At 59.5% G+C, this 23,028-nt stretch carries 22 protein-coding genes, 1 tRNA gene and 3 pseudogenes; 18 read left to right on the plus strand and 8 right to left on the minus strand.

The window, feature by feature from the left end; genetic code table 11:
• Positions 1 to 6: 6 nt before the first annotated feature.
• Positions 7 to 1,488, minus strand: a complete 1,482-nt coding sequence (locus tag MHX65_RS08525; protein ID WP_023028062.1) for a multicopper oxidase family protein — start codon at positions 1,486 to 1,488, stop codon at positions 7 to 9.
• 71 nt (positions 1,489 to 1,559) lie between these two features.
• Positions 1,560 to 2,135, minus strand: coding sequence for a CueP family metal-binding protein (locus MHX65_RS08530; RefSeq protein WP_239269690.1), 576 nt, complete (start codon positions 2,133 to 2,135; stop codon positions 1,560 to 1,562).
• Between the two features lie 404 nt (positions 2,136 to 2,539).
• On the opposite strand from MHX65_RS08530, the gene MHX65_RS08535 reads away from it, so the two are divergent.
• From MHX65_RS08535 to MHX65_RS08565, 7 genes and pseudogenes are all read left to right on the plus strand, one after another.
• Entirely contained in the window at positions 2,540 to 3,262 is a 723-nt protein-coding gene (locus MHX65_RS08535) for a response regulator transcription factor (protein ID WP_239269691.1), read from the plus strand.
• Positions 3,259 to 4,386, plus strand: coding sequence for a sensor histidine kinase (locus tag MHX65_RS08540; RefSeq protein WP_239269692.1), 1,128 nt, complete (start codon positions 3,259 to 3,261; stop codon positions 4,384 to 4,386). The genes MHX65_RS08535 and MHX65_RS08540 overlap by 4 nt, the downstream gene beginning before the upstream one ends.
• 114 nt (positions 4,387 to 4,500) lie before the next feature.
• A complete protein-coding gene (locus MHX65_RS08545; protein WP_239269693.1) occupies positions 4,501 to 4,827 on the plus strand; it encodes a heavy-metal-associated domain-containing protein in 327 nt (108 codons plus the stop codon).
• Between the two features lie 51 nt (positions 4,828 to 4,878).
• Positions 4,879 to 7,113: a copper-translocating P-type ATPase gene (locus tag MHX65_RS08550; protein WP_239269694.1), complete on the plus strand. Its 2,235-nt coding sequence runs from the start codon at positions 4,879 to 4,881 to the stop codon at positions 7,111 to 7,113.
• 47 nt (positions 7,114 to 7,160) lie between these two features.
• Positions 7,161 to 7,775 (plus strand): YdhK family protein, encoded by a 615-nt coding sequence (locus MHX65_RS08555; protein WP_239269695.1) that lies wholly within the window; start codon positions 7,161 to 7,163, stop codon positions 7,773 to 7,775.
• Positions 7,776 to 8,042: 267 nt separating this feature from the next.
• Positions 8,043 to 8,753, plus strand: a pseudogene (locus MHX65_RS08560) (IS6 family transposase).
• A gap of 65 nt (positions 8,754 to 8,818) precedes the next feature.
• Complete coding sequence (locus MHX65_RS08565) at positions 8,819 to 8,941, plus strand: VOC family protein (protein ID WP_005276107.1); 123 nt, start codon at positions 8,819 to 8,821, stop codon at positions 8,939 to 8,941.
• 304 nt (positions 8,942 to 9,245) lie between these two features.
• On the opposite strand, the gene MHX65_RS08570 is transcribed toward MHX65_RS08565, so the two are convergent.
• Positions 9,246 to 9,330: transfer RNA gene (locus tag MHX65_RS08570), tRNA-Leu, on the minus strand.
• A gap of 208 nt (positions 9,331 to 9,538) precedes the next feature.
• On the opposite strand from MHX65_RS08570, the gene MHX65_RS08575 reads away from it, so the two are divergent.
• The 8 genes from MHX65_RS08575 (at position 9,539) to crgA (ending at position 18,807) form a co-directional block, all read left to right on the plus strand.
• A complete protein-coding gene (locus MHX65_RS08575) occupies positions 9,539 to 10,372 on the plus strand; it encodes a DUF3662 and FHA domain-containing protein (protein WP_005276103.1) in 834 nt (277 codons plus the stop codon).
• A 25-nt stretch (positions 10,373 to 10,397) separates the two neighbouring features.
• Positions 10,398 to 10,850: an FHA domain-containing protein FhaB/FipA gene (locus tag MHX65_RS08580; protein WP_239269696.1), complete on the plus strand. Its 453-nt coding sequence runs from the start codon at positions 10,398 to 10,400 to the stop codon at positions 10,848 to 10,850.
• Positions 10,847 to 12,211, plus strand: coding sequence for a PP2C family protein-serine/threonine phosphatase (locus MHX65_RS08585; protein ID WP_239269697.1), 1,365 nt, complete (start codon positions 10,847 to 10,849; stop codon positions 12,209 to 12,211). Before MHX65_RS08580 ends, MHX65_RS08585 begins: the two co-directional genes overlap by 4 nt.
• 3 nt (positions 12,212 to 12,214) lie before the next feature.
• Complete coding sequence (locus tag MHX65_RS08590; RefSeq protein ID WP_239269698.1) at positions 12,215 to 13,567, plus strand: FtsW/RodA/SpoVE family cell cycle protein; 1,353 nt, start codon at positions 12,215 to 12,217, stop codon at positions 13,565 to 13,567.
• Complete coding sequence (locus MHX65_RS08595; protein WP_239269699.1) at positions 13,564 to 14,994, plus strand: peptidoglycan D,D-transpeptidase FtsI family protein; 1,431 nt, start codon at positions 13,564 to 13,566, stop codon at positions 14,992 to 14,994. The genes MHX65_RS08590 and MHX65_RS08595 overlap by 4 nt, the downstream gene beginning before the upstream one ends.
• Complete coding sequence (locus tag MHX65_RS08600) at positions 14,994 to 16,508, plus strand: serine/threonine-protein kinase (protein ID WP_239269700.1); 1,515 nt, start codon at positions 14,994 to 14,996, stop codon at positions 16,506 to 16,508. Before MHX65_RS08595 ends, MHX65_RS08600 begins: the two co-directional genes overlap by 1 nt.
• A 3-nt stretch (positions 16,509 to 16,511) precedes the next feature.
• Complete coding sequence (gene pknB / locus MHX65_RS08605) at positions 16,512 to 18,470, plus strand: Stk1 family PASTA domain-containing Ser/Thr kinase (RefSeq protein ID WP_239269701.1); 1,959 nt, start codon at positions 16,512 to 16,514, stop codon at positions 18,468 to 18,470.
• Positions 18,471 to 18,534: 64 nt separating this feature from the next.
• Entirely contained in the window at positions 18,535 to 18,807 is a 273-nt protein-coding gene (gene crgA, locus MHX65_RS08610; protein WP_023024716.1) for a cell division protein CrgA, read from the plus strand.
• Positions 18,808 to 18,907: 100 nt separating this feature from the next.
• Here crgA and MHX65_RS11665 read toward each other — a convergent pair whose 3' ends face one another.
• From MHX65_RS11665 to MHX65_RS08630, 5 genes and pseudogenes are all read right to left on the minus strand, one after another.
• The gene (locus MHX65_RS11665) at positions 18,908 to 19,033 is read right to left on the minus strand and encodes a hypothetical protein (protein WP_441303173.1); all 126 of its coding nucleotides are present in this window, start codon (positions 19,031 to 19,033) and stop codon (positions 18,908 to 18,910) included.
• Positions 19,034 to 19,221: 188 nt separating this feature from the next.
• Positions 19,222 to 19,428 (minus strand): annotated as a pseudogene (locus MHX65_RS11670) (transposase); the annotation flags it as partial.
• A 234-nt stretch (positions 19,429 to 19,662) separates the two neighbouring features.
• Positions 19,663 to 19,809, minus strand: coding sequence for an integrase core domain-containing protein (locus MHX65_RS08620; RefSeq protein WP_239269702.1), 147 nt, complete (start codon positions 19,807 to 19,809; stop codon positions 19,663 to 19,665).
• 40 nt (positions 19,810 to 19,849) lie between these two features.
• Positions 19,850 to 20,302, minus strand: a complete 453-nt coding sequence (locus MHX65_RS08625) for an IS3 family transposase (protein ID WP_239269703.1) — start codon at positions 20,300 to 20,302, stop codon at positions 19,850 to 19,852.
• Between the two features lie 162 nt (positions 20,303 to 20,464).
• A pseudogene (locus MHX65_RS08630) lies at positions 20,465 to 20,663 on the minus strand (hypothetical protein).
• Between the two features lie 78 nt (positions 20,664 to 20,741).
• Here MHX65_RS08630 and MHX65_RS08635 point away from each other — a divergent pair.
• The 3 genes from MHX65_RS08635 (at position 20,742) to MHX65_RS08645 (ending at position 22,820) form a co-directional block, all read left to right on the plus strand.
• On the plus strand, positions 20,742 to 21,557 hold the full coding sequence (locus tag MHX65_RS08635) for a TIGR02391 family protein (protein ID WP_239269704.1): 816 nt from the start codon (positions 20,742 to 20,744) through the stop codon (positions 21,555 to 21,557).
• Between the two features lie 309 nt (positions 21,558 to 21,866).
• Entirely contained in the window at positions 21,867 to 22,226 is a 360-nt protein-coding gene (cmtR, locus tag MHX65_RS08640; RefSeq protein ID WP_023024707.1) for a Cd(II)/Pb(II)-sensing metalloregulatory transcriptional regulator CmtR, read from the plus strand.
• On the plus strand, positions 22,227 to 22,820 hold the full coding sequence (locus MHX65_RS08645) for a cadmium resistance transporter (RefSeq protein ID WP_239269705.1): 594 nt from the start codon (positions 22,227 to 22,229) through the stop codon (positions 22,818 to 22,820).
• Positions 22,821 to 23,028 lie beyond the last annotated feature (208 nt).

Below are 23,028 nucleotides of genomic sequence, written 5' to 3' on the forward strand. Positions count from 1 at the left end.
TGGGGGTTACTCGTAGCGAAGCGAGCTGAACATCCCGGTTTCCAGGTGATAGGCGTTATGGCAGTGAAATGCCCACTCACCGGGGTTGTCAGCGATCAGGTCGGCGATCATGGTTTCACCGTGGCGGAGAAGGACGGTGTCCTTGCGTAGCCCGCCGCTGCCGGGCAGCGCCCACGTGTGGCCGTGGATGTGCATGGGATGGGGCATCATGGTTCTGTTGCGCATGACCATCCGCAGGCGCTGGCCCTCCTGCACGGTCGCGGAGGAGGATTGGCCGTCGGTGAGAATGCTCCATTCATACGGCATCATCTGCCCGCCCAGGTCGATACTGACTTCTCGGTCTGGTGTGTCCTCGGGCAGGAGTGCACGGTCTGCTGGCTTCAGGGAGGACAGAAGCAGTCCGGTGGACGACAACTCGGGGAAGTCGACATCGGGGTGGGGGGCCTGGCCGCCGGCGGTGCGGATGACGGCGAAGGCGCGGTCGTCCTTACCCACCGCCAAAGCCGTGAGCGGGAAGATGCCGTCGCCGAGGATGACCTCGACGTCGACACGCTCGCCCATCGACAGGTAGATCGATTCGGTCTCCCGAGGCTGGACGGGGAAGCCGTCGGTGTGGGTGACGGTCATGCGGTGACCACCGAGGGCCACCTTGAAGATGGTGTCACCGCCGGAGTTGATAAACCGCAGGCGGGCCTTGTCGCCCGGGCGAGCCTCGAAGGTCCGGTGAGCACGGGGGATACGTCCGTTGATGAGGTAGTGCGGATACATCACATCGCCAGCATCCCCGCCCAGTACCCGGTCCGGGGTGCCGTGCATCATCTGGCCGTGACCTCCCATTCCCTTCTTCCCGTTATGGTCGCCTGAACCCATTCCGGTGAGCTTGTCGAGCTCATCGTCGGGAGTGCCCTGAATGCCATCGACCCAGTCGTCGAGCACGATGGTCCACTCGACGTCCTGGTCCTCAGCGTCTTGCGGGTCACGGACGATCAGTGGGGCGTGGAGGCCGCGATCAAGCTGCAGGCCGGAGTGGGAATGGTAGAAGTAGGTGCCACTGTGGGGGACTTCAAAAACATAGGAGAAAGACTCGCCAGGTTCAATGGGGTCCTGGGTCATGCCGGGCACACCGTCGGCTGCGTTGTGGAGTGCGATACCATGCCAGTGGATGGAGGTGCTCTCAGGAAGTTCATTGGTGATATCGACCTGGAGGACGTCGCCGGCGGTGGCCTCAATGGCCGCATCCCCGGTGTCAGAGACGTACCCCCACGTCTTGGCTTCGATGCCGCCGATATCCAGAGAGAGGGGCCGGGCGGTCAGTGTCCGGCGCACCGTCGGCTCACCGAGCGCAGTGGGGGTGGGAGTGGGGCGAAGAGAGGAACCTGGTGCCGAGGCAGCGGGTCCAGGGTCGCTGGTGCAGGCGGCCACGGCCCCGGTGCCGGCGAGGACGAGCCCGCCGAGCAGAAACTGTCGTCGGGAAAATCCGTTCATCATGATTTAACCTTCCTTGGTGTTAGATTTCAGTGACACGGGAGACAGGCGCAGGTGAGGACCCTGCTGAGCCATCACGTCAGGTGCAGGTCTGTGACACAGGTGACACCATCGTCGGCGGTGGAAAACTCCGCGGTGCCGGTACGCCCCTGGTAGCTGACCTCAATCAGGCCGGTGGCATCATCGGGAAGCCAGAAGCCAATAAACCCGTTGTCGAAGGTGGTTGTCGCCTCGTCCACCAGCACCTCACCGGTCGCCTCATCGGTGATCGTGATCTGGATATCCTCATTGTCGAGTTCCCCCAGGCAGGTCGTGAGGCTGTGGTAGAAGCAGTCGTGGGTGGAGGTGAGATAGGGCGCGATCGAGACATACGTCTGATTGTCGGGAAGATCGACCACGACTTCCTGGTCATCGCTCGAGAGCAGCAGTTCATCGGCACGCACTGAAGCGATCAGATCCGTGGGACGCTCAGTGACCTTCTGCCGGTCGAGGTGATCAATGATCTCCACCGCGTCCATGGCGGCCAGGCCATGGGTAGTCAGGAATGTATCCCGGGACACCGTCCCGTCGGCGGTGGGTTCCGGGTCGGCGGCCGAACACCCCGTGAGGGCGAGGGCAAGGGCGGCGGCTGCGATCGCTGCTCGTTTCACGTCAATCTCCTTGGATCGTGGTAAGACCGTGAGAAGACACCGCCTCAAGGTCGATGTCATACCTTTATCTAGCACGGGTGCCTGACGGACTAGAAATCAAAAGCCCTGCTCACAGCCTTATAACAGGGCGAAAAGGGGGTGGATTCGGTGGGCTGGGTCACCACCGGGACACCACCCCACAGCCGTGGGCGATGTCCTTCTACCCGCCCCGGGTATGCGGTGCAGGCAGTGAAATCCCTGGTGGCGCCTGCTGAACCGACCAGGGGAGGCGATGCCGCCGGCCCGGGGTGGGGCACAAGGGTGACGGCAGTCGAAGGGTGATGTTTGAAGATTTGATGAAGATTGCCCCGCCGGGCACTGAGCGAGGGTGGTATTCCCCCCTGACCGGAGCAATACTGGGGCCTATGGCTGACCGCACACCGACCACCGCCACGCCCCCGGGGCGGGTGCTGGTCGTCGATGATGAACAACCCCTGGCTCAGATGGTGGCCTCCTACCTCATCAGGGCCGGCTTCGATACCCGCCAGGCTCACACCGGCACCCAGGCCGTGGACGAGGCTCGTCGCTTTTCCCCTGATGTTGTGGTGCTGGATCTGGGGCTGCCCGAACTCGACGGCCTGGAGGTGTGCCGACGGATCCGCACCTTCTCGGACTGCTACATCCTCATGCTCACCGCGCGTGGCAGCGAGGACGACAAGATCAGCGGTTTGACCTTGGGGGCGGATGACTACATCACCAAACCTTTTAGCATCCGGGAACTGGTGACCCGGGTGCATGCGGTGCTGCGCCGCCCGCGCACCAGCACCACCCCACCGCAGGTGACCACCCCCTTGATCGTTGGTGACCTCATCCTTGACCCCGTCGCCCATCAGGTGCGGGTGGGGGAGACGACCGTGGAGCTCACCCGCACGGAGTTCGAGCTGCTGGTTGCCCTGGCCCTGCGCCCCAGCCAGGTGCTGACCCGCCACGACCTGGTCACCGAGGTCTGGGACACCACCTGGGTCGGTGATGAACGCATCGTCGATGTCCACATCGGCAACTTGCGTCGCAAGCTCGGCACCGACACCCGGGGCCGGGGGTTTATCGACACCGTGCGTGGCGTGGGCTACCGGGTGGGGCAACCATGAATCACGGACCCGGCCTGACCTTCCGCTTCCTGGCCGCCCAGGTGTTGGTCGTGGTGATTAGCCTGCTGGTGGCCGCGGCCGTGGCCACGACGGTGGGTCCGACCCTGTTCCATGATCATATGTTGATGACCGGCCAGGAGGACCCCTCGCTGGAGCTGTTCCATGCCGAGCAGGCCTACCGGGGCGCCAACCTGATCACCCTGGCCGTCGCCCTGCCCACCGCCTTGATCAGCGCCCTGCTGGCCAGCCTGTGGTTATCGCGTCGTCTGCGCACCCCCCTGCAGGATCTCACCCGCGCCGCTACCAGCCTGACGGCCGGCAACTCCCGTATCCGCGTGCCCGCCGGAAAAGCAGGCCCCGAGGTCACCACCCTGGCGCATGCCTTCAACACCATGGCCGATCGGCTGGAACACACCGAACAGGTCCGCCGCCAGATGCTCTCTGATCTGGCCCACGAAATGGGCACCCCCTTATCGGTGCTCACGGTCTACCTCGATGGTCTCCAGGACGGGGTCGTGGACTGGAATAATGCCACCCACACGATCATGGCTGACCAACTCACCCGCCTGACCCGGTTGATGGAAGACATCGACGATGTCTCCCGGGCCCAGGAACACCGGATCGATTTGGACCTGGCGGAGGAAGGGCTCGGGGATCTGCTCCATACCGCCGCTGCTGCCGCGGGGGAAGCTTATGCTGACAAAGGCGTCGATTTACAGATCGAGACCATTACACACACCGCCCGGGCGCTCGTGGACCGGCAACGCTTCGGCCAGGTGATGAGCAATCTCCTGTCGAACGCGCTACGACACACCCCGGCCGGCGGGCAGGTCCGGATCAGCGTCCACCGACAGGGGGCGTCCACCGCACTCATCCACGTCGCCGATGACGGCGAGGGCATCCCGCCTGACCAGCTCAGATACATCTTCGAACGCTTCTACCGGGGGGATGCCGCCCGCAGCCGGGACGACGGCGGGGCCGGTATCGGTCTGACCATCTCCAAGGCATTGATCGAGGCCCACGGCGGCACTCTCACCGCCACCTCCCCCGGACCCGGTCGCGGAGCGGTGTTTGCCCTCCGCCTCCCGCTGTCCCCTCCCGACAGTGAGGAGGCTGCTCGGTGACCACACCCTGCCCCGCATGAGAGCCGCGCCCTCCACCCATTGAAAATATACCCCTGGTGGGTATATGCTAGAGAGTGGCATCGCCGCATCCCACCGACTCGTAGGAGCTTTCCCATGATCACCTCCCCGCCCCGCCTCTTGCCGATGGCCTCCCACGGCTGCAGCTGTTGCGGACCTGCCTCACGTGCCGACACCGCCTCCACCCCTGCCACCAGCGACTCGTCAGCAGGAGGGTCCTCCCCTAGCTACCAGGTCACCGGCCTGACCTGCGGGCACTGCGCGAAAAGCGTGACCCAGGCCCTTCAGGCCCTCCCCCAGGTCGACGACGTCCAGATTGATCTCGCTGCTGGTGGAGTTTCCACCATCACGGTCACCGGTGCCGTACCTCCGGAGATGGTTCGCCGGGCCATCGAGGAGGTCGGCTACACCGTCTTATCCTGATCAGTTTTACCCATCATCTCGACCCCGACCGGGTTGAGCGAAAGGAACGTCATGAGCACTCCCCACCATTCGGGTGATCACCATGGTGATCACCCCGCTCCGGAAACAGACCACACCCACCACCCGGATCATGCCAGCCACGAACACCACGCAGATGCCGACCCCCACGGCCAGGCAATGCCCCACGATCACCCGCATTCCGCCCCGGACGAAGACCACCACGTTCATGGTCACGGCGAACACGCCGGACACAGCACCGCAATGTTTCGGGACCGCTTCTGGTGGTCGCTGATTTTGTCCATTCCCGTCGTTATTTTCAGCCCCATGGTCGCCCACCTGCTTGGCTACCACCTCCCGGCATTCCCCGGATCCACCTGGATCCCCCCGGTGCTGGGCACGATCATCTTCGTCTACGGCGGAACGCCTTTCCTCAAGGGCGCATGGAAAGAACTGAAATCCCGCCAACCCGGGATGATGCTCCTGATCGCCATGGCCATCACCGTGGCGTTTGTCGCCTCCTGGGTCACCACTCTGGGGCTGGGTGGTTTTGACCTGGACTTCTGGTGGGAGCTGGCCCTGCTGGTGACCATCATGCTGCTGGGCCACTGGCTGGAGATGCGCGCTCTCGGGGCCGCGTCCTCCGCGCTTGACGCGCTGGCTGCCCTGCTGCCGGATGAGGCCGAGAAAGTCATCGACGGGACCACCCGCACCGTGGCCATCTCCGAGCTGGTCGTCGACGACGTCGTTCTGGTGAGGGCCGGTGCCCGGGTGCCGGCCGACGGAACCATCCTCGACGGAGCCGCCGAATTCGATGAGGCGATGATCACCGGCGAATCCCGTCCCGTCTTCCGCGACACCGGTGACAAGGTGGTCGCCGGTACTGTGGCCACCGACAACACCGTCCGCATCCGGGTGGAGGCTACCGGCGGGGACACCGCCCTGGCTGGGATCCAACGCATGGTTGCCGACGCCCAGGAGTCCTCCTCCCGGGCCCAGGCCCTGGCGGATCGGGCGGCGGCGTTGTTGTTCTGGTTCGCGCTGATCTCCGCTCTGATCACCGCGGTGGTGTGGACCATCATCGGCAGCCCGGACGATGCCGTGGTGCGCACGGTTACGGTGCTGGTCATCGCCTGTCCGCACGCCCTGGGCCTGGCGATTCCGCTGGTCATTGCGATCTCCAGCGAGCGGGCCGCGAAATCCGGGGTGCTCATCAAGGACCGGATGGCGCTCGAGCGGATGCGCACCATCGACGTGGTGCTCTTCGACAAAACCGGCACCCTGACCGAGGGTGCGCACGCGGTCACCGGTGTCGCGGCAGCTGTCGGCGTCACCGAGGACGAGCTACTGGCCCTGGCCGCCGCTGCGGAGGCCGACAGCGAGCACCCCGTGGCCCGCGCCATCGTGGCGGCCGCGGCCGCCCATCCCGAGGCCTCCCGTCGGCAAATCCGTGCAACTGGTTTCAACGCCGCCTCCGGCCGGGGAGTCCGGGCCACTGTCGATGGCGCTGAGATCCTCGTGGGCGGGCCGAACATGCTGCGCGAGTTCAACCTCACCACCCCGGCCGAGCTCACCGACACCACCAGTGCCTGGACCGGGCGTGGGGCCGGTGTGCTCCATATTGTCCGCGACGGTCAGATCATCGGTGCGGTGGCCGTCGAGGACAAGATCCGCCCCGAATCCCGCGCCGCTGTGAAAGCCCTGCAGGAACGCGGGGTGAAGGTCGCGATGATCACCGGCGACGCGCAACAGGTGGCCCAGGCGGTTGGTCAGGACCTAGGCATTGATGAGGTCTTCGCCGAGGTCCTGCCCCAGGACAAAGACACCAAGGTCACGCAGCTGCAGGACCGGGGTTTGAGCGTGGCCATGGTCGGTGACGGTGTCAATGACGCCCCCGCTCTGACCCGCGCGGACGTCGGTATCGCCATTGGTGCCGGCACGGATGTGGCCATGGAATCTGCCGGGGTGGTCCTAGCCAGTGATGACCCGCGGGCAGTGCTGTCGATGATTGAGCTGTCCCAGACCAGCTACCGCAAGATGATCCAGAACCTGATCTGGGCCTCTGGCTACAACATCCTCGCCGTGCCGCTGGCTGCCGGAGTGCTCGCCTCGATCGGGTTCGTGCTGTCCCCGGCCGTGGGCGCGATCTTGATGTCTGCCTCGACCATCGTGGTGGCCCTGAACGCCCAGCTGTTGCGCCGCATTGATCTGGAGCCGGCTCACCTGGCTCCGACCGACGGGAAGGAGGAACACAGTAGGTCGATATCCCCCGTAACCGTTACTGACTGACCTTGTCTCTCGACCCCTAACTCACACCACCTTTGAAAGGAACGCTCATGAAACGCAGCATTACCCTCGCCGCCTTGGTACTGACCTCCACCCTGGCGCTGACCGCCTGCAGCGACGCCACCGACAACTCCGACGATGCCGACACCACCAGCACCACGACGGCAACCGCAGAGACCAACGAGACCCACCAGGAAGACACCACCACTGCCGACGAAGAGCACGGCGGGCACGACCACCCTGCCGACGGCGGGGCACCGCCGGCAGGCATTGAAGAGGCCGAGGATCCCACGTACCCGGTGGGCACCGAGGTCATCCTCACCGCTGACCACACGCCCGGCATGGACGGGGCCACCGCCACCATTTCCGGGGCGTTTGACACCACGACCTATTCGGTCAGCTACACCCCCGCCGAGGGTGGGGCCCCGGTTACCGACCACCGCTGGGTCGTCCATGAGGAGCTCGTCGATCCGGGTCAGGCCCCCCTGCCCGACGGGGCGAGCGTTGTCCTGGATGCCGAGCACATGTCCGGCATGAAGGGTGCTGAGGCCACCATCGATTACTCCACCGAGGAGACGGTCTACATGGTTGATCTCACCGTCGACGGGATGACGATGACCAACCACAAGTGGGTCACCGAGAGCGAGATCCAACCCGCCGAATAGTCCACCCACCCTGAACCGCGAGACCAGACAAGGCACCCGCTCCAGAGTCGGTCATCAATCGCTGCCGACCATGCCGCAGCACACCAGCCACACACGGAACCTGCACGCCCACAGGGCCCACGCTGAGGTAGACCTTCTGTGTCACTGCTTCTCTTAGTCAGGGAAATATGCCCTGGAATGACCCTGGTGACAGGAGTTCATTCCAGGGCTTTGGGTGCTGTTGCAAAGTTGGGGCAGTAGGAAGAGCGACGTGAAATAATCACAGCCATGGGTATCTTCTCCGGTCGTCATTTCCCCCGTGACGTCATTCTGTGGGCAGTGCGGTGGTACTGCCGCTAGGGGTGAGCTACCGAGACTTGGAGGAAATGATGACTTCAGCGGGGTGTGCCGGTTGATCAACCACGATCTACCGCTGGGTCCAGAAATACGCCCCTGAGCTGGACAAGCAAACACGGTGGTACCGGCAGGTACCTGACTGGCAGGCCAGTTCCTGGCGGGTGGTGAGACCTATATCCGGATCGGCGGCAGGTGGTGCTACCTCTATCGGGCGATCCCCGCCGGTGGCCAGACCCTGGACTTTTACCTCTCTCCGAAGCAGAACGTGGCCGCAGCGAAACGTTTTCTGGCCAAGGCTCTCAGATACAATGCGTCAGCCGGGTATCCCAGAGTGATCAACACCGATAAAGCATCCTCCCTAGCCAGGGCAATCGCCGAGTTGAAGTCAGGGGGAACCTGCCCGCCAACAGTGGAACACCGACAGGTGAAATACCTCAACAACATCCTAGAAGGCGACCATGGTCGACTGAAGCGGATCCTCGGGCCGAAAGGTACGTTTAAGAACCGGACATCTGCATATCGGACGTTGAAAGGGATGGAGGCGATGCACTCATTGCGGAAAGGGCAAGGCACTGTGTTTGACCTCACGGGCAACCGAACCCGGACGCGGTGATCGTCAACAGGGTCTTCGAGACGGCCTAACAACGCCCACACGCAGCGGCCATCAGGGAATGAGAAACTGAGTCTTCGCTACTCTCCGCCCAACTTTGCAACAGCACCAATCAAAAGGAGTCCAAATTGTGCAGCCACCCGACGATGACGTCTTCGGCCGCACCTTCGTAGTTGCCGACCCTGATGGAAACCTGTTCCGCGTCAGCCCAGTCGTTTAATTCTTAAATTGGGATTCAACAACTAGGAAATCCTCCAACAGCCCAAGGAAAACATCTCAGTTGGAGGATTCCAATTGCCCCGAAGCGGGAGCTAAAGCCAGAACGTCAGATCAAAATAACAAGCAAAATGACTTGTTGACACCATCGAAAACAAGAGTTCGACAGAAGAGAGCGGGAGTTAGGATGTAAATTCCCACACTTGCAATCCTCAACCGCCAAAGTTCAGAAAAACAAAGAAACCGAAGGTCACGAACCCTTTCGAGTTTGTTACCTCCGGTGTCGCAGTTTGTTCAACTGCTCTTTGTGCCCGGGGCGGGACTTGAACCCGCACGTCCTTATCGAACACTGGCACCTGAAGCCAGCGCGTCTGCCAATTCCGCCACCCGGGCAGGGTGTGGTTGTCAGTGCGACTAGATAAAGATAGCACAGGGAGTGCATACAATTACAAATCAGCAGGAAAAGCGGATTATTTTGCGCATTTAATGGCGAAAAACTAGGAACTTTCGCGCCGCCGTCTACGTTTGAAAGGGGTATACAAACTATAATGGCTACTACTGATCACTACTGATCGCTGTATAGCGGAAAGGAGCAAAATTCGTGGCGTTTTTAGAAAGGCTGGCGAAGCTCGATTCCGCTATGCAACGCGGCCTTGATAACGGCATGGCTTTTGTCTTCGGCGGCAAGGTCGTTCCTGCAGAGATTGATGAGCTTTTGAAGCAAGAAGCCCAGGACAATCTCGGCCACGGGGACGATGACAAACTCTATAGTCCCAATGTCATGACTGTAGGTGTCTCCTCCAAGGATTTGGAGAACTTGTCGCAAGACCCCGATTTGCCTGCCGATTGCGCAGACCAATTATCTCGCTTTATCCGCAATAACGGATGGTCCCTCGCTGGTCCCGTCATTGTGCGGATAGCGGAGGAATCGGGCCTGCGCACGGGCCAGCTTCGTGTGTCCTCGTTTATAGATCACGAGCCCACAGAAGAGACCGGTTTCGAGGCGATTTTCCACGACTTTGATGGTCAGGAGGACCAGATGACCAACCCGCACGAAAATAATGCGGATGACGCAGCTACTACCGCTTTCATTGCGCAAGATGACCAACCCGCGCCGCAAACGCAGGGCCCCGCTGTCAATTTGATGTTGCAGGATGGCTCTTCCCGCGTCTACCACGTGCAGGAAGGGTCAAATATTATTGGCCGCAGCAATGATGCGGATTTGCGCCTGCCGGATACGGGCGTGTCCCGCCAGCATGCGGAAATCACGTGGAACGGTGAAGATGCCGTATTGGTGGATTTGCAGTCCACCAATGGCACCACGGTCAATGACACTCCTATTGATAACTGGCTGCTTGCCGATGGCGATGTGATCACCATGGGCCATTCCCACGTCGAGGTCCGCATTACGGGCCTTGATTCGCATAGTTACTAATTCACACTGAGGAAGGGAGGCCGCCATGGATGCAGTCATCATGCTGGCGCTTCGCATCGGCTTATTGGCTCTTTTGTGGGTATTTGTCCTGGTGGCCTTGAATGCCATGCGGCGGGATACCAATAAATCCGCAGGTGCTATGCCACAGTCGTCAAAAATGGGTGCGTCCCCGCGCAGTCACGCTGCGGTAAAGCAGCTTTCTATTGTGGAGGGCCCCTTGCAGGGATCCCACATGGATTTGGGCACGCTCGAGGAATGTACCTTGGGACGTGCCGCCGACTGTGATTTTGTCACTGGGGATGATTACTCCTCCGGCCATCATGCACGCCTATTTCGCCGCGGCAGCGAGTGGGTAGTGGAGGATTTGGAATCGCGCAACGGAACCCTCGTCAATGGTGTGCGCATCGACCAACCTGAGGTAGTCGGCGCGAACTCCGAAATTAAGCTAGGCCGCACTACCGTGAGGTTGAACGCATGACACTGAAGCTAAACTTTTTTGCCAAGTCGGACCGCGGGCTTATCCGCGGAAATAATGAGGACTCCGGATACGCCGGATCCCACCTGCTGATTTTGGCCGATGGCATGGGCGGGCATGCCGCGGGTGAGGTCGCCTCCCAACTCATGGTCAACCACCTCGAAATCTTGGATCAGGATCCGGGTAAGGAGGACACGGAGGCGCTCCTTGCGGCTGCTGCCGATGACGCCAATGAGGCCATCAGCGAGCACGTCACCGCCCACCCTGAGACCGAAGGCATGGGCACGACGCTGTCCACGATGCTGTTCAATGGCACCACCTTTGGTGTTTGCCATGTGGGCGATTCGCGCGCTTATTTGCTGCGCGATGGCAAGCTCGAGCAAATCACCAAGGACGATACCTATGTGCAGTCCTTGGTGGATAAGGGCGAGCTGGCTGCAGAAGATGTTTCTTCCCACCCACAAAAGTCCCTCATCTTGAAGGCCTATACCGGCCGTGCGGTGGAGCCGACGCTCTTCACGTTCGAAGCCAAGGCGGGAGACCGCATCCTGCTGTGCTCGGATGGGCTTTCGGACCCGGTTACGGCTTCCACGATTGAGACTGCCCTTGGCCAGGGAAGCATCGAACAAGCGGGCTCCACCCTCGTGGATCTCGCCATACGTTCGGGCGGACCGGACAATGTCACGGTCGTCATCGGTGAGGTTACGGAAGAAAAACCCGCCACCCACGAACCATTCCGCGTCGGTGCGTTGGCAGGTTCGGTAGAAGAACCCACGCACCCGGATTCTTCTGCATCACGCGCCGCCAAACTCACCCGTAAACCCCAGGTGATTCCGCCGGCCGTCATGGCCGATGAAGACAATGCGGCTAAGGACTCCGATGAAGAAGAGGCAGAGGACGAGCCTTCTCGACGAAAAGTCGGGTGGAAGGTCCTCATCGCGCTCATCATCATCTTGGCGCTCGTTATCGGCGCGGGGCTGTGGGTCAAGAACTTCTTGTCCAATAATTACTACGCCGAGACCAACGATGCCCAGGAAATCACCATCCTGAAGGGCGCGGATTATTCCGTATTTGGCAAGGATTTAAGCTCCACGCACCAATACGTGTGCATTAATGACAAGAACTTTTTGCTGTTTTCTGCACAGAAGTGCAAGGGAGACTTCACCCCGCTGAAGGTCTCTGACCTGCCCGAGTCTGAGCGCGGCGCGGTCAACCACATTTCCGCCGGTGATCTGAGCGAGGTTCAGGATCAGATTAATGACCTGGGTGAAAAGGCACTCAAGCCATGTATCACTGCGCCGAGCCAAAAAGATAATAAAGACACCAAGGAAAACAAACCTGGGGTCACTTGTAGGGAGGTGTAGCTGATGCAGAAGTTTTTTAGCCGAAGAATCGAACTCGGCCTCCTTATTCTCGCCGCGGCTGTCTTTGCCATTACCTTGGTCAGTTTGGAGCTGTCGCAAGATAATGCGCTCACGACGGACCTGATCTACCTCATCGGTGGATTCATTGGTGTCTTTACCATTGCCCACTTGGCAATGTGCTTCTTGGCGCCCTACGCGGACCAGATCATGTTGCCTATCGTTGCCATCCTTAATGGCATTGGGCTTATCGTTTTGGCCCGCCTGGATTTGGTCAATGATCGGGGTCTCGCGGTCCGCCAGGTCATGTGGACCGTCGTTGGCCTCGTGCTCTTTGTGCTGGTCCTGGCGGTTGTCAAGGACCATCGGTCACTCACCCGCTATTCCTATATCTTGGGCGCGGCTGGCCTCGTACTGTTGGCGCTGCCGTTGGTGTGGCCACAACCTGATGACGTTGAAGCTCGCATTTGGCTGAATTTCGGGCCCTTTTCCATCCAGCCGGGTGAGTTCTCCAAGATCATGCTGATCTTATTCTTTGCCATGCTGCTGACGCAGAAGCGGTCCCTCTTTACTGTGGCTGGGTATCGCTTCCTAGGGATTTCCCTGCCCCGCTTGCGCGACCTCGCCCCCATTCTCATCGTGTGGGCCATCGCCATCATCATCATGGGAATTTCCAATGACTTTGGTCCGGCGCTGCTGCTCTTCAGCACGGTGCTGGGCATGCTATTTATGGCTACCGGCCGGGTCAGTTGGCTATTTATCGGCCTCATCCTCGTCGGTATCGGCGGCTTTGGCATTTACCAAGTTTCTGAAAAGATCCAGCAGCGTTTCTCCAACTTCTTGGATCCGCTAGCAAATTATGATGTCACTGGCTTCCAACTGTCCCAGTCCCTCTTTGGCTTATCATCCGGCGGCATTTCCGGCAGCGGCTTGGGCCAAGGACACCCCGAATTGGTGCCGGTGGCACACTCAGATTTCATCCTCGCCGCCATCGGTGAGGAATTGGGGTTGATTGGTCTAGCTGCCGTTTTGATCCTCTTTGGCATGTTGGTGACCCGCGGATTCAATACCGCGTTGCGTACCCGCGATACGTACGGCAAACTGGTCGCTTCAGGCCTTTCTCTTACTTTGGCGGTACAGGTCTTCGTCGTCACCGGTGGCATTTCCGCCCTGCTGCCGATGACCGGCTTGACCACTCCTTTCATGTCCGCCGGTGGTTCCTCTCTCATGGCTAATTATGTACTGTTGGCGATTTTGCTGCGGATCTCTAACGCAGCTCGCCGACCCATGCAGGAGAACTCGAGCAATGCTCCGAGTGACACCTCCATGTTCCCGTCGGTTCAGGAGGCTTACCGATGAACAAATCCATCCGCCTAGTATCCCTATTTGCCATCATCTTGACCGCGGTTCTGTTGGTGAACCTGACGGTCATTCAGGCATTTTCGGACGATAAATACGCGCATAATGCTAAGAACTCGCGCGGGTTTATTGAGCTGCAGAACACCCCGCGCGGCCAGATCTATTCCGGGAATACGGTGCTGGCGCAATCCACGGAAAATCCTGATGAGACCTACTCCCGGTCTTATCCCATCGATTCGCCCGCTTTTGGCAATATCACTGGCTACTTGTCCAGCCAATTTGGTGCTTCGGAATTGGAATCTTCGCAAAATGAAATTCTCAATGGCACGGATGATTCCCTGTTCAAGCAGCATTGGCTCGATACCATCGCGAATAAGCCCACCAAGGGAGCCAATGTAGAAGTCACCATCGATCCGGCATTGCAGCAGGCCGCGTATGACCAGTTGGCGGGTCCCGGATACGAAGGTTCGGCTGTGGCCATCCAGCCGTCGACGGGCAAGATCTTGGCCATGGCCTCCAACCCAGGCTTTAACCCTAATTCACTGGTGGGCGAGTCCGCTGATGAGGCCTGGACAGGTTTGCAGGAACAGGCCGGTCAGCCACTGGTCAATCACGCAGCGGCGGATACCTTGCCACCGGGATCTATTTTCAAGATCATTACGACTGCAGCCGGATTGAATAATGGATACAACCCTTCGTCGAGCCTCACCGGTTCCAACGTGATTACCTTGCCGGATACCGTCACGGAGCTGACGAACTACGGCAATGAAAAGTGCAACGGTCAGGATTCCGTGACTCTGCAGACCGCCTTCGCACTCTCGTGTAATACCGCATTTGTGCAGATGTCTGAGCAGATCGGCGCGGATGAGCTGCGCAAGTACGCGGAGGCTTTCGGCATCGGCAAGAAGTACGACTTGGGTGTCTCTTCTTCCGCGGGTACCTTGGGTGACCTTCCGGATGGTGCGGCGACGGCGCAATCGGCCATCGGCCAGCGCGATGTCACCATGAGCGCGTTGCAGGCGGCAGTCATGGCCGGCACCGTGGCCAATAAGGGCACGCGCATGGAGCCTTACCTAGTCAATCGCATTACCGATGCCCAGATGAAGGAAATCCGCACTACGAAGCCCAAGAAGGCCGACGAGGCCGTCACGGAAGAGACTGCATCGACCATTAAGGACTTGATGTTTGCCTCCGAGCGTTCTTCGTGGGGCTACGACGGCAATGGCTTCGCATCCAAGACCGGTACCGCCGAGCACGGCGAAGGCTTGGCTCCGCACGTGTGGTACGTGGCCTTTGATCCGGACCGCGATATTGCCGTCGGGGTCGTCGTCAAGAACGGCGGTAACTTGGGCGAATCCGCAACGGGCGGCAGAGTCTCTGGCCCAATTGGTCGTGCCATCCTGAGCGCATACCAGGGGGAACAGTAATGAAGAATACCGAGAACAAAGACCATCTCCAGGAACTCATCGGCAGCGACTACGAACTGCAGTGGATCATTGGCCACGGTGGCATGTCCACGGTGTGGCTTGCCGATGACACTCGTAATGACCGCGAAGTAGCCATCAAGGTTTTGCGGCCGGAGTTTTCTGATAACCAGGAATTCCTCTCCCGCTTCCGCAATGAAGCGGAATCCGCTGAATCTATCCAGTCCGATAACGTGGTGGCCACGTATGACTACCGCGAGCTGGAAGATAATGGCCGCAAGTTCTGCTTCATGGCCTTGGAATACGTGCGGGGCGAATCCCTCGCGGATCTGCTCGCGCGCGAGAACACCTTGCAAGAAGAACTCGCGCTGGACGTGCTTGAGCAGGCGGGCCATGGCCTATCCATTATCCACCGGATGGGCTTGGTGCACCGCGATATTAAGCCCGGCAACCTGATGATTACCCAGAATGGGCAGGTAAAGATCACGGACTTTGGCATCGCCAAGGCGGCTGCCTCGGTACCGCTCACGCGCACCGGCATGGTGGTAGGTACCGCCCAGTACGTTTCGCCTGAGCAAGCGCAGGGCAAGGAGGTCACCCCTGCCTCGGATATCTATTCGCTCGGCGTCGTAGGCTACGAGATGCTCGGCGGCAAGCGCCCCTTTTCGGGCGATTCCTCCGTGTCCATTGCTCTTGCCCACATCAACCAAGAGCCTGAACCGCTGTCGACCACGATCAGTGCCCCGGCGCGCGAGCTCATCCGCATCGCTCTGCGCAAGGATCCCAATACCCGCTATGCCGATGGCAATGAGTTCACGGTCGCGGTATCCGATGTGCGCCTGGGCAAGCGCCCGCCGCAGCCCAAGTCCATTCCGCCCCACCAGCAGGCCCCAGAGCCTTCGCCTTCGGCGTCGACCGAGATGCTTGCCGATGTCGCCCAGCCCACCACCATTCATCCGGCGGCGGGGACGGCGGCGAGTGCTTCCGCGCCGCAACGCAAGGCAGCACCAGCTCCGGTCAATGATTCGAAGGGCGGGAAGTCTTTCCTCAAGGGTCTGGGTATCGTCGCGGCCATCGCCCTGCTTGCCGCGGCCGGCTACGCCATCATGAACCTCATGAGTAGCGAGGGTGGCGACAGCGAGCCTTCGTCTACCCAGGAAACTTCCGTGGTCACCGAATACCGGGATCCCACAACCACGCAGGTAGAAACCCTGGAAGAGGACGAAGGTACGAACGAGACGCCGCAAGAAGTGACGGTAACGGAGACAGAACCCACGGATCAGGAAGGCAATCAGGCGCCGCGTGATAATCGCCGGCAGCAGCAGACCCCGAACCAGCAGGCTCCGACGCGAAACCAGCAGCGTCCGAATGCTCCGACGCAGCAGCGTCAGCCCCAGCAGCGCCAGCCGCAGGAGACGCACGTCGAAAATACACCTGAGCAGAAAAACACAGTAAACTCACAGCCCGATGAACTTCCTGGGGATTTATCTGATTTATTAAGACAGGATGGTGACTAAGCCATGGTCAATGACCGGTACCGGCTCGGTGAGATCATCGGCTCCGGCGGCATGTCCGAGGTATTTGCCGCAGAAGACACCACTTTAGGCCGGCAAGTAGCGGTAAAAATGCTGCGCACGGAGATGGCTCGCGATATCAACTTCCGCGAGCGCTTCTACCGCGAGGCACAGAACTCAGGCAAATTAAACCATCCCAATATCGTGGCGGTGTATGACACCGGTGAGACCGAGATGGATGGCATGACCATCCCATATATCGTCATGGAAAGGGTCAACGGGGCCACGCTGCGCGATATTATTCGCGAAGATGGCCCGCTGCCCGCCCAAGAGGCGGCGGAAATCCTCAAGCCGGTTGCTGAGGCTCTGCAGGCATCCCATGAGGCGGGAATCATTCACCGCGATATCAAACCGGCGAATATCATGCTCACCAACACCGGCCAGGTGAAGGTGATGGACTTTGGCATCGCTCGTGCATTGGACGATTCAACTTCAGCGATGACCCAGACTTCTGCCGTTATCGGTACCGCTCAGTACCTCTCCCCGGAGCAGGCGCGCGGCAAACACGCCGATGCGCGTTCCGATGTCTATGCGCTGGGCTGCGTCATGTACGAGGTGCTCACCGGCCGCACCCCATTCGAAGGCGAAACCCCCTTTGCCGTGGCCTACCAGCACGTGCAGGAGGAACCGACCCCGCCTTCGGAGCTTATCGATGATCCCTCGTTGACCCCCACCCAGCGGGTCAATATCGATGCGGTGGTACTGACCGCGATGGCCAAGCACCCCGCGGACCGCTACCAGTCCGCCTGGGAGATGGCCGGCGATTTGGACCGCCTGCGGGGTGGCCAGGTCACCAATGCTGCTCGCATGCACGTAAACGAAGATGATGCCACGACGGCGATGCCCGCACCGGCCACTTCTACTGCCCCTGCGGCTGCGTCCCACCGGGCACCGATCGAATCGACGCGTCCTACCGAAGAGGACGAAAGCGGCGGCTGGATGAAGTGGCTCGCGCTGCTTCTCGTCGCGCTGTTGATCGCCATCTTGGGCTATTTTGCCTGGGATTTCTGGAGTAGCGACGATGACGATAACCGGAACGGTCGAAACCAAACCGAGGTGGCGGAGCACAATAGCGTCATCGTGCCGGAGGTAGAAAACCGCCCGCGCAATGAAGTGGTCAAGGAGCTCGAGGACTTGGGACTTCTCGTCACCGTGAACGAGGAAGCTAACCCCGATATCGATCGCAATAATGCGATTCGCATTAATCCGGCCCCTGGTTCGGAATTGCAGAAGAATGCCTCGGTGACCTTGACCGTTTCTTCCGGCAAGGAAATCATCGATGCCCCAGATATCACCGGCATGAACTTGGATCAGGCCGCGCAGGTTTTGGGAGAGGCAGGCTTGGAGCTGAACTCGGATATTTCTGAGCGCAATGATGAGGCCCCCGCCGGCGAGGTAATTCAGCAGAACCCCGCGGGTGGTACCCAATTGTCCAAGGGATCAAAGGTCCGGGTGACGGTGTCTAAGGGCATCGAAAAGAAGCGCGTTCCTGATGTCGCTGGCTTGAACGAGGAGGATGCGCGCAGCCGCCTCGAAGCCAATGACTTCGACGTCAATGTCCGGGAAGTCGATTCCTTAGAGCCGGAAGGCACCGTGCTTAACGTCTCCAACCAGGGCGCTCAGCTGGAAAAGGGCCAGACTGTCACCATTGAGGTATCCAATGGGATGCTCATGAAGGCACCAGAGATCATGCACAAGAACCAAGGACAAGCCGAGAATGCCCTGCGTCAGGCGGGCTGGGATGGCGAGCTGCGCGTGGGCGAGCCAATTCCCACCGGCGCGTTGGTCGATAGCAATAAGATCGGTTGGGCGTCCACTAATCCCGGCGATACCATCCGCAAGGATCAGGACGTGGAGGTTCGCATCTGGAAATTCGAAGCCTCGGCGCTCCTGCCGCAGCCATAGCTGCTGGTATCGTAATTCATCAGTAAGCACTGAGATAAGAACTGAAATCTAGAGAAGGTCTCTTATGCCAAAGTCAAAGATCACCCAGAGCTCTGCCACCCAGGTATCGAGCTCTTCTGGGGCAAACCGCACCCCGGTCAAAATCAACTCTGAAGGCACCCCGAAATGGTACGTGGCCATCATGCTTGGCCTGATGGTCATTGGCCTGCTGTGGCTCGTGGTCAATTACCTCGCCGGTGAATCCATCCCCTTCATGGCGGAGCTCAGCGGTTGGAACTACGGGATTGGCTTCGGCCTCGCCCTCATTGGCCTGCTCATGACCATGGGCTGGCGCTAGGCCGCTGGTCAAGTCTGTTTGAGTGGTGTTTCTGCCTTTCGTTGAAACAAGCAGTGTTATGGGCTCAGGGGGTCAGCACGTACCCGGTGCTCTAACTGGTTCACGCGACTTCCTTGGAGGTGTCAGCGTCAATGACGTTGACGGTGATCAACGCTTTGGTCTGTTCCAGGCTCGTTAGCGACATGTAGCGGTTTTGCTGAATCCAGTCATCATGTTGTTCAGCCAAGACCGCACAGACAAGGCGCACCACAGCGTCAAGATTGGGGAAGATGCCGACGACATCTGTACGTCACCAGATTTCACGATTGAGCCGTTCAGCGGGATTATTCGGCCAGTCTTTCTTCCACACTGATGCCAGCGCGTTTGTAAACGCCAATAGTTCGTCGAGGGCTTCTTCCAGGTAGTTAGCAACGTGTGGAACTTCTGCTGGCAAAACGCCACGACCTCTGTGGCTTGGGACCACACCGATTCCGAATCTTGCTGCTGGAGTACCGTATGAAACATCGCCGATAGGGTTGGCCACTGCGTCTTGGGCACCATCGACGATAGGTTTTTGGCGAAATGGGTTCGACATCGTTGCCAGGACGCATTCAGTAACACGTCACTAATCGCGTGCTGGATACCTAAATGGGCATCACTGGTAGTGAGGTAGACATCATCAAGTCCGCGGGTGGGCCAGGCTGGTTTTTAAGACCGGGCGGTTTGAGTGCCTTCCTGGGTTTGGTGCCATTGGTTGGCGTACTCAGTCGGCGGGATAAACCCTAGGCTCGAATGAGGATAATAGGTATTATAGCGCTTCGACCACAGTCGCAGGCAACGCGACGCATGGGCGGGGTCGTCGAACATCTCGTCCTCTCACAGCTCGTCGCGTAGCCGGTTGTGGAAGGACTCCACAAACCCGTTATGCCATGGCATCCCCAGTGGGATGAACGCCTCGACAGTGTCTTGCTTAGCAGCCCAACTAGCCAGCTCACGGCTGATGAACTCCGGGCCGTTATCCATACGTAACACCCGAGGCCTGCCACGCACAGCAGCTCACGTTCTACACAAAGCCTTTCTTCGTGCGCACGTAGGTAATGTCGGCCACCCACAGCTTATTCGGTCCTTGAGCTTTAAATTCACGCTCGACCAAATCTGGGCGCAAATCAGGCACGTTAGCTTTTCGGATTGTGATTGGTGATCCGCCTTTGCCTTTGCCAGAAACGCCAGCCAGGCGCATCAGTCGGGTAGCGTGTTCACGGCCGATATCGATTCCGTCACGGCGGAGAGCATGCCACATTTTCCGCACGCCGTAGACACCGTAATTATCTCTATGAACAGCACTAATGCGTTCAACCAACATAGTATCGCGAAGGCGACGAGCGCTTAATCCACGGGCCTTGAACTGGCGATAACCACGCGAGGTGATAAACCCACCAGCCCGGTTATTCTTCAACGTCTTACAAATGAACTCGACAGAGAAACTGCTCCGGTAGTCATCGATGAACCGGATCATTTCTTAACGTTTCGGGTCGAGTCATGAGGCGAAAAAGCTGACGCGGCCTTCAGCAGCTCATTAGTGTCGCGTAGCTGGTGATTTTCACGGCGCAGCCTCGCGTTTTCGGCGGCCACATTTTCAGGCACAGGTTCTGGGATGTTTCCCGCACGGCGGGCAGGCTTAAGTCCATTGACGAGCCGTGTGCCATGAAACCCCCAGCTTTGGGGCTACTGCCTGGCACGCGGGGTGCATCGACATATTTTCCGCCACGATGCGGTCCTCTACAAGACGGACCACTCGGTCCTTTGCATCCTGGTCAAATTTTCTCGGCATGTTCCAGATTTTCCCATCTACTCAAACGGAACAAAACCTGGGACACTTCAAACAGCGTGCCAGAAACTGCGCACTCTTCCCTATCCGGTGACACATGCTGGGACGCACTCGCTAAATTCATAGCATGCTTTCTAAAAATAACCTTCCAGTTGCTAACCCCGCTCTGACACGCGCACTCTGCAAGGCACTCGTGGCAGGAGGGGAGGGAATCTCAGCTACGGAGATGCATAATGTCTTCGCCGCGGCCGGTATCACGGTGCTCGAGGGTTTTTCCTCCAAGACTGATATCGCCTACCACGCCTTGATGAACGAGCAACAATCCGCTGAGTCGAGCGGGCCACTGGCACGTTTTGTTTCAGAGGCTCTAGCTCCAGCCCGGTTCTTGAAGGGGCCACAGAAGCGTCAACGGATCATCTCCGACGTCGACACAATCCTTCGCACCTATCGGTTCAGCGTCACCGCGGAGGGGCACATCGTCCCTACAGGTGAAGGCGTCATCGGCGCCGACGCCCTGACCAGGCGGATAAAAGAGAAGCTTGTCTTGCGCGGCACTCATCCCGAGGCGCTGAGATTTTGTGAAGAAGAACTGATTAATCAGTCGATGTTCCATGCTGTAACCGAAGCGACAAAGTCACTGATGGAACGTATCCGGCCCGCAGACTGCGCGCTTGACGGAGAGAAGCTCACTCAGTACGTGTTCGGTACACGCAATAACCCTGGGCCACGATTCATAAACGATTTCTCCAGCCCAGCAGATGAGGCCGAGCATTTCGGATTCATCCATCTACTCAACGGAATCTACGGACACCTTCGTAACGATCGCGCCCATCGCGCACGTCTGGGATCGGAAGAAAAGGGACAAGATTTTCTCGACGCCATGGCGATGATCTCCTATGCACACCGGGTCATCGACAGGAGTTGGCTGAAGGGCCAAGCCTAAGCTGCGGATGGTCGAATTACCGCCACCCCTAAGGCAATATGTCAGGGGTGGGAGGCGGTGGCGTCCCTGACAGCCGGCCAGTTACGCTTTCTTCTTGACGCTCGTGGGGGCAGCCCCGCGGATTGCTCCTTGTCCTTGTCCGGAACAGAGGCCTCGGCCGCCTGAGTGACCCTTGCGGCAGCCTGCTGTTCATAGACGAACGAATTCGACACAGACAGTACCGAAGGATGCTGGTGTCCCACACATCACCGTCGGGCCGACGTTCGCCCCTCGTTGCAACAGTTCAGCAGACGCTGTATAGTCCAGTACATGCTGACTATTGCTTCGCGCTTGGACGTGATGAACCGATTGGGTCGGGCGATGGCCGATCCCACCCGATCCCGTATTCTCCTGACCCTGCTGGGCGGCCCGGCCTACCCGGCCGCTCTCGCCCGGGAACTGGAACTGACGCGGTCAAATGTGTCGAACCACCTCACTTGCCTACGGGACTGCGGAATTGTGGTCGCAGAACCGCAGGGGAGGAAGACCCGCTACGAGATCGTCGACGCCCATCTTGTCCAAGCGTTGAACTCACTGCTAGATACCACTCTGGCTGCCGACGAAAATGCCCCGTGTATTGACTCGGCATGTGACGTGCCCGGGTGTGCCACCGGAGAGGGGAACAGGTAAGTGGTAACTGGTCTCCTGGGGGCGGTTGGTCTGTTTATCGCCACCAATATCGACGACATCATCGTGCTCTCGCTGTTCTTCGCCCGTGGGGCCGGCCAAGCAGGGACCACACTTCGGATCCTGGCCGGGCAGTATCTTGGTTTCGCGGGCATCCTCGCAGCCACGATTCTGGTCACCCTAGGGGCGGATGCCTTCCTGCCCACCGAGGCGATCCCCTACTTCGGGCTAATCCCCCTGGCCCTGGGGCTGTGGGCGGCCTGGCAAGCCTGGCGGGGAGACGATGACGACGATGACGCGAAAGTCAGCGGAAAGAACGTAAGCGTCTTGACCGTCGCCGGGGTGACCTTTGCCAACGGTGGCGACAATATCGGCGTCTATGTCCCGGTTTTTCTCAACGTGGATACCGCCACCGTTATTATCTACTGCGTTGTCTTTCTGATTCTGGTGGCGGGCCTGGTCCTGTTGGCGAAGTTCGTGGCCACCCGTCCGCCCATCGCGGAGATTCTCGAACGCTGGGAGCATGTGCTGTTCCCTATCGTCTTGATCGGCCTGGGTACCTTCATCCTCGTCAGCGGCGGCGCCTTCGGCCTTTAATAAACTCATCCCCCGTGCTGCTAGGGCCTCTCTAGGTTTCCGATGTTATGTCCATGAGGTTTTTGGACTTGGAGTCCAGCTACTTTGTGGACTCGGAGTCTAGGGACTTTGTGGACGCGGAGTCTCCCCGCTTTTTGGGCGGGGAGTCCACGGAGTTTTTGTACTGGTGCTAGTTTGGCTTCTTCCGGCGGCTTGGCCGTGGCCCAGA

It is taken from the genome of Corynebacterium sp. ACRPS, assembly GCF_022346005.1.
In the GTDB taxonomy this organism is placed as follows: domain Bacteria; phylum Actinomycetota; class Actinomycetes; order Mycobacteriales; family Mycobacteriaceae; genus Corynebacterium.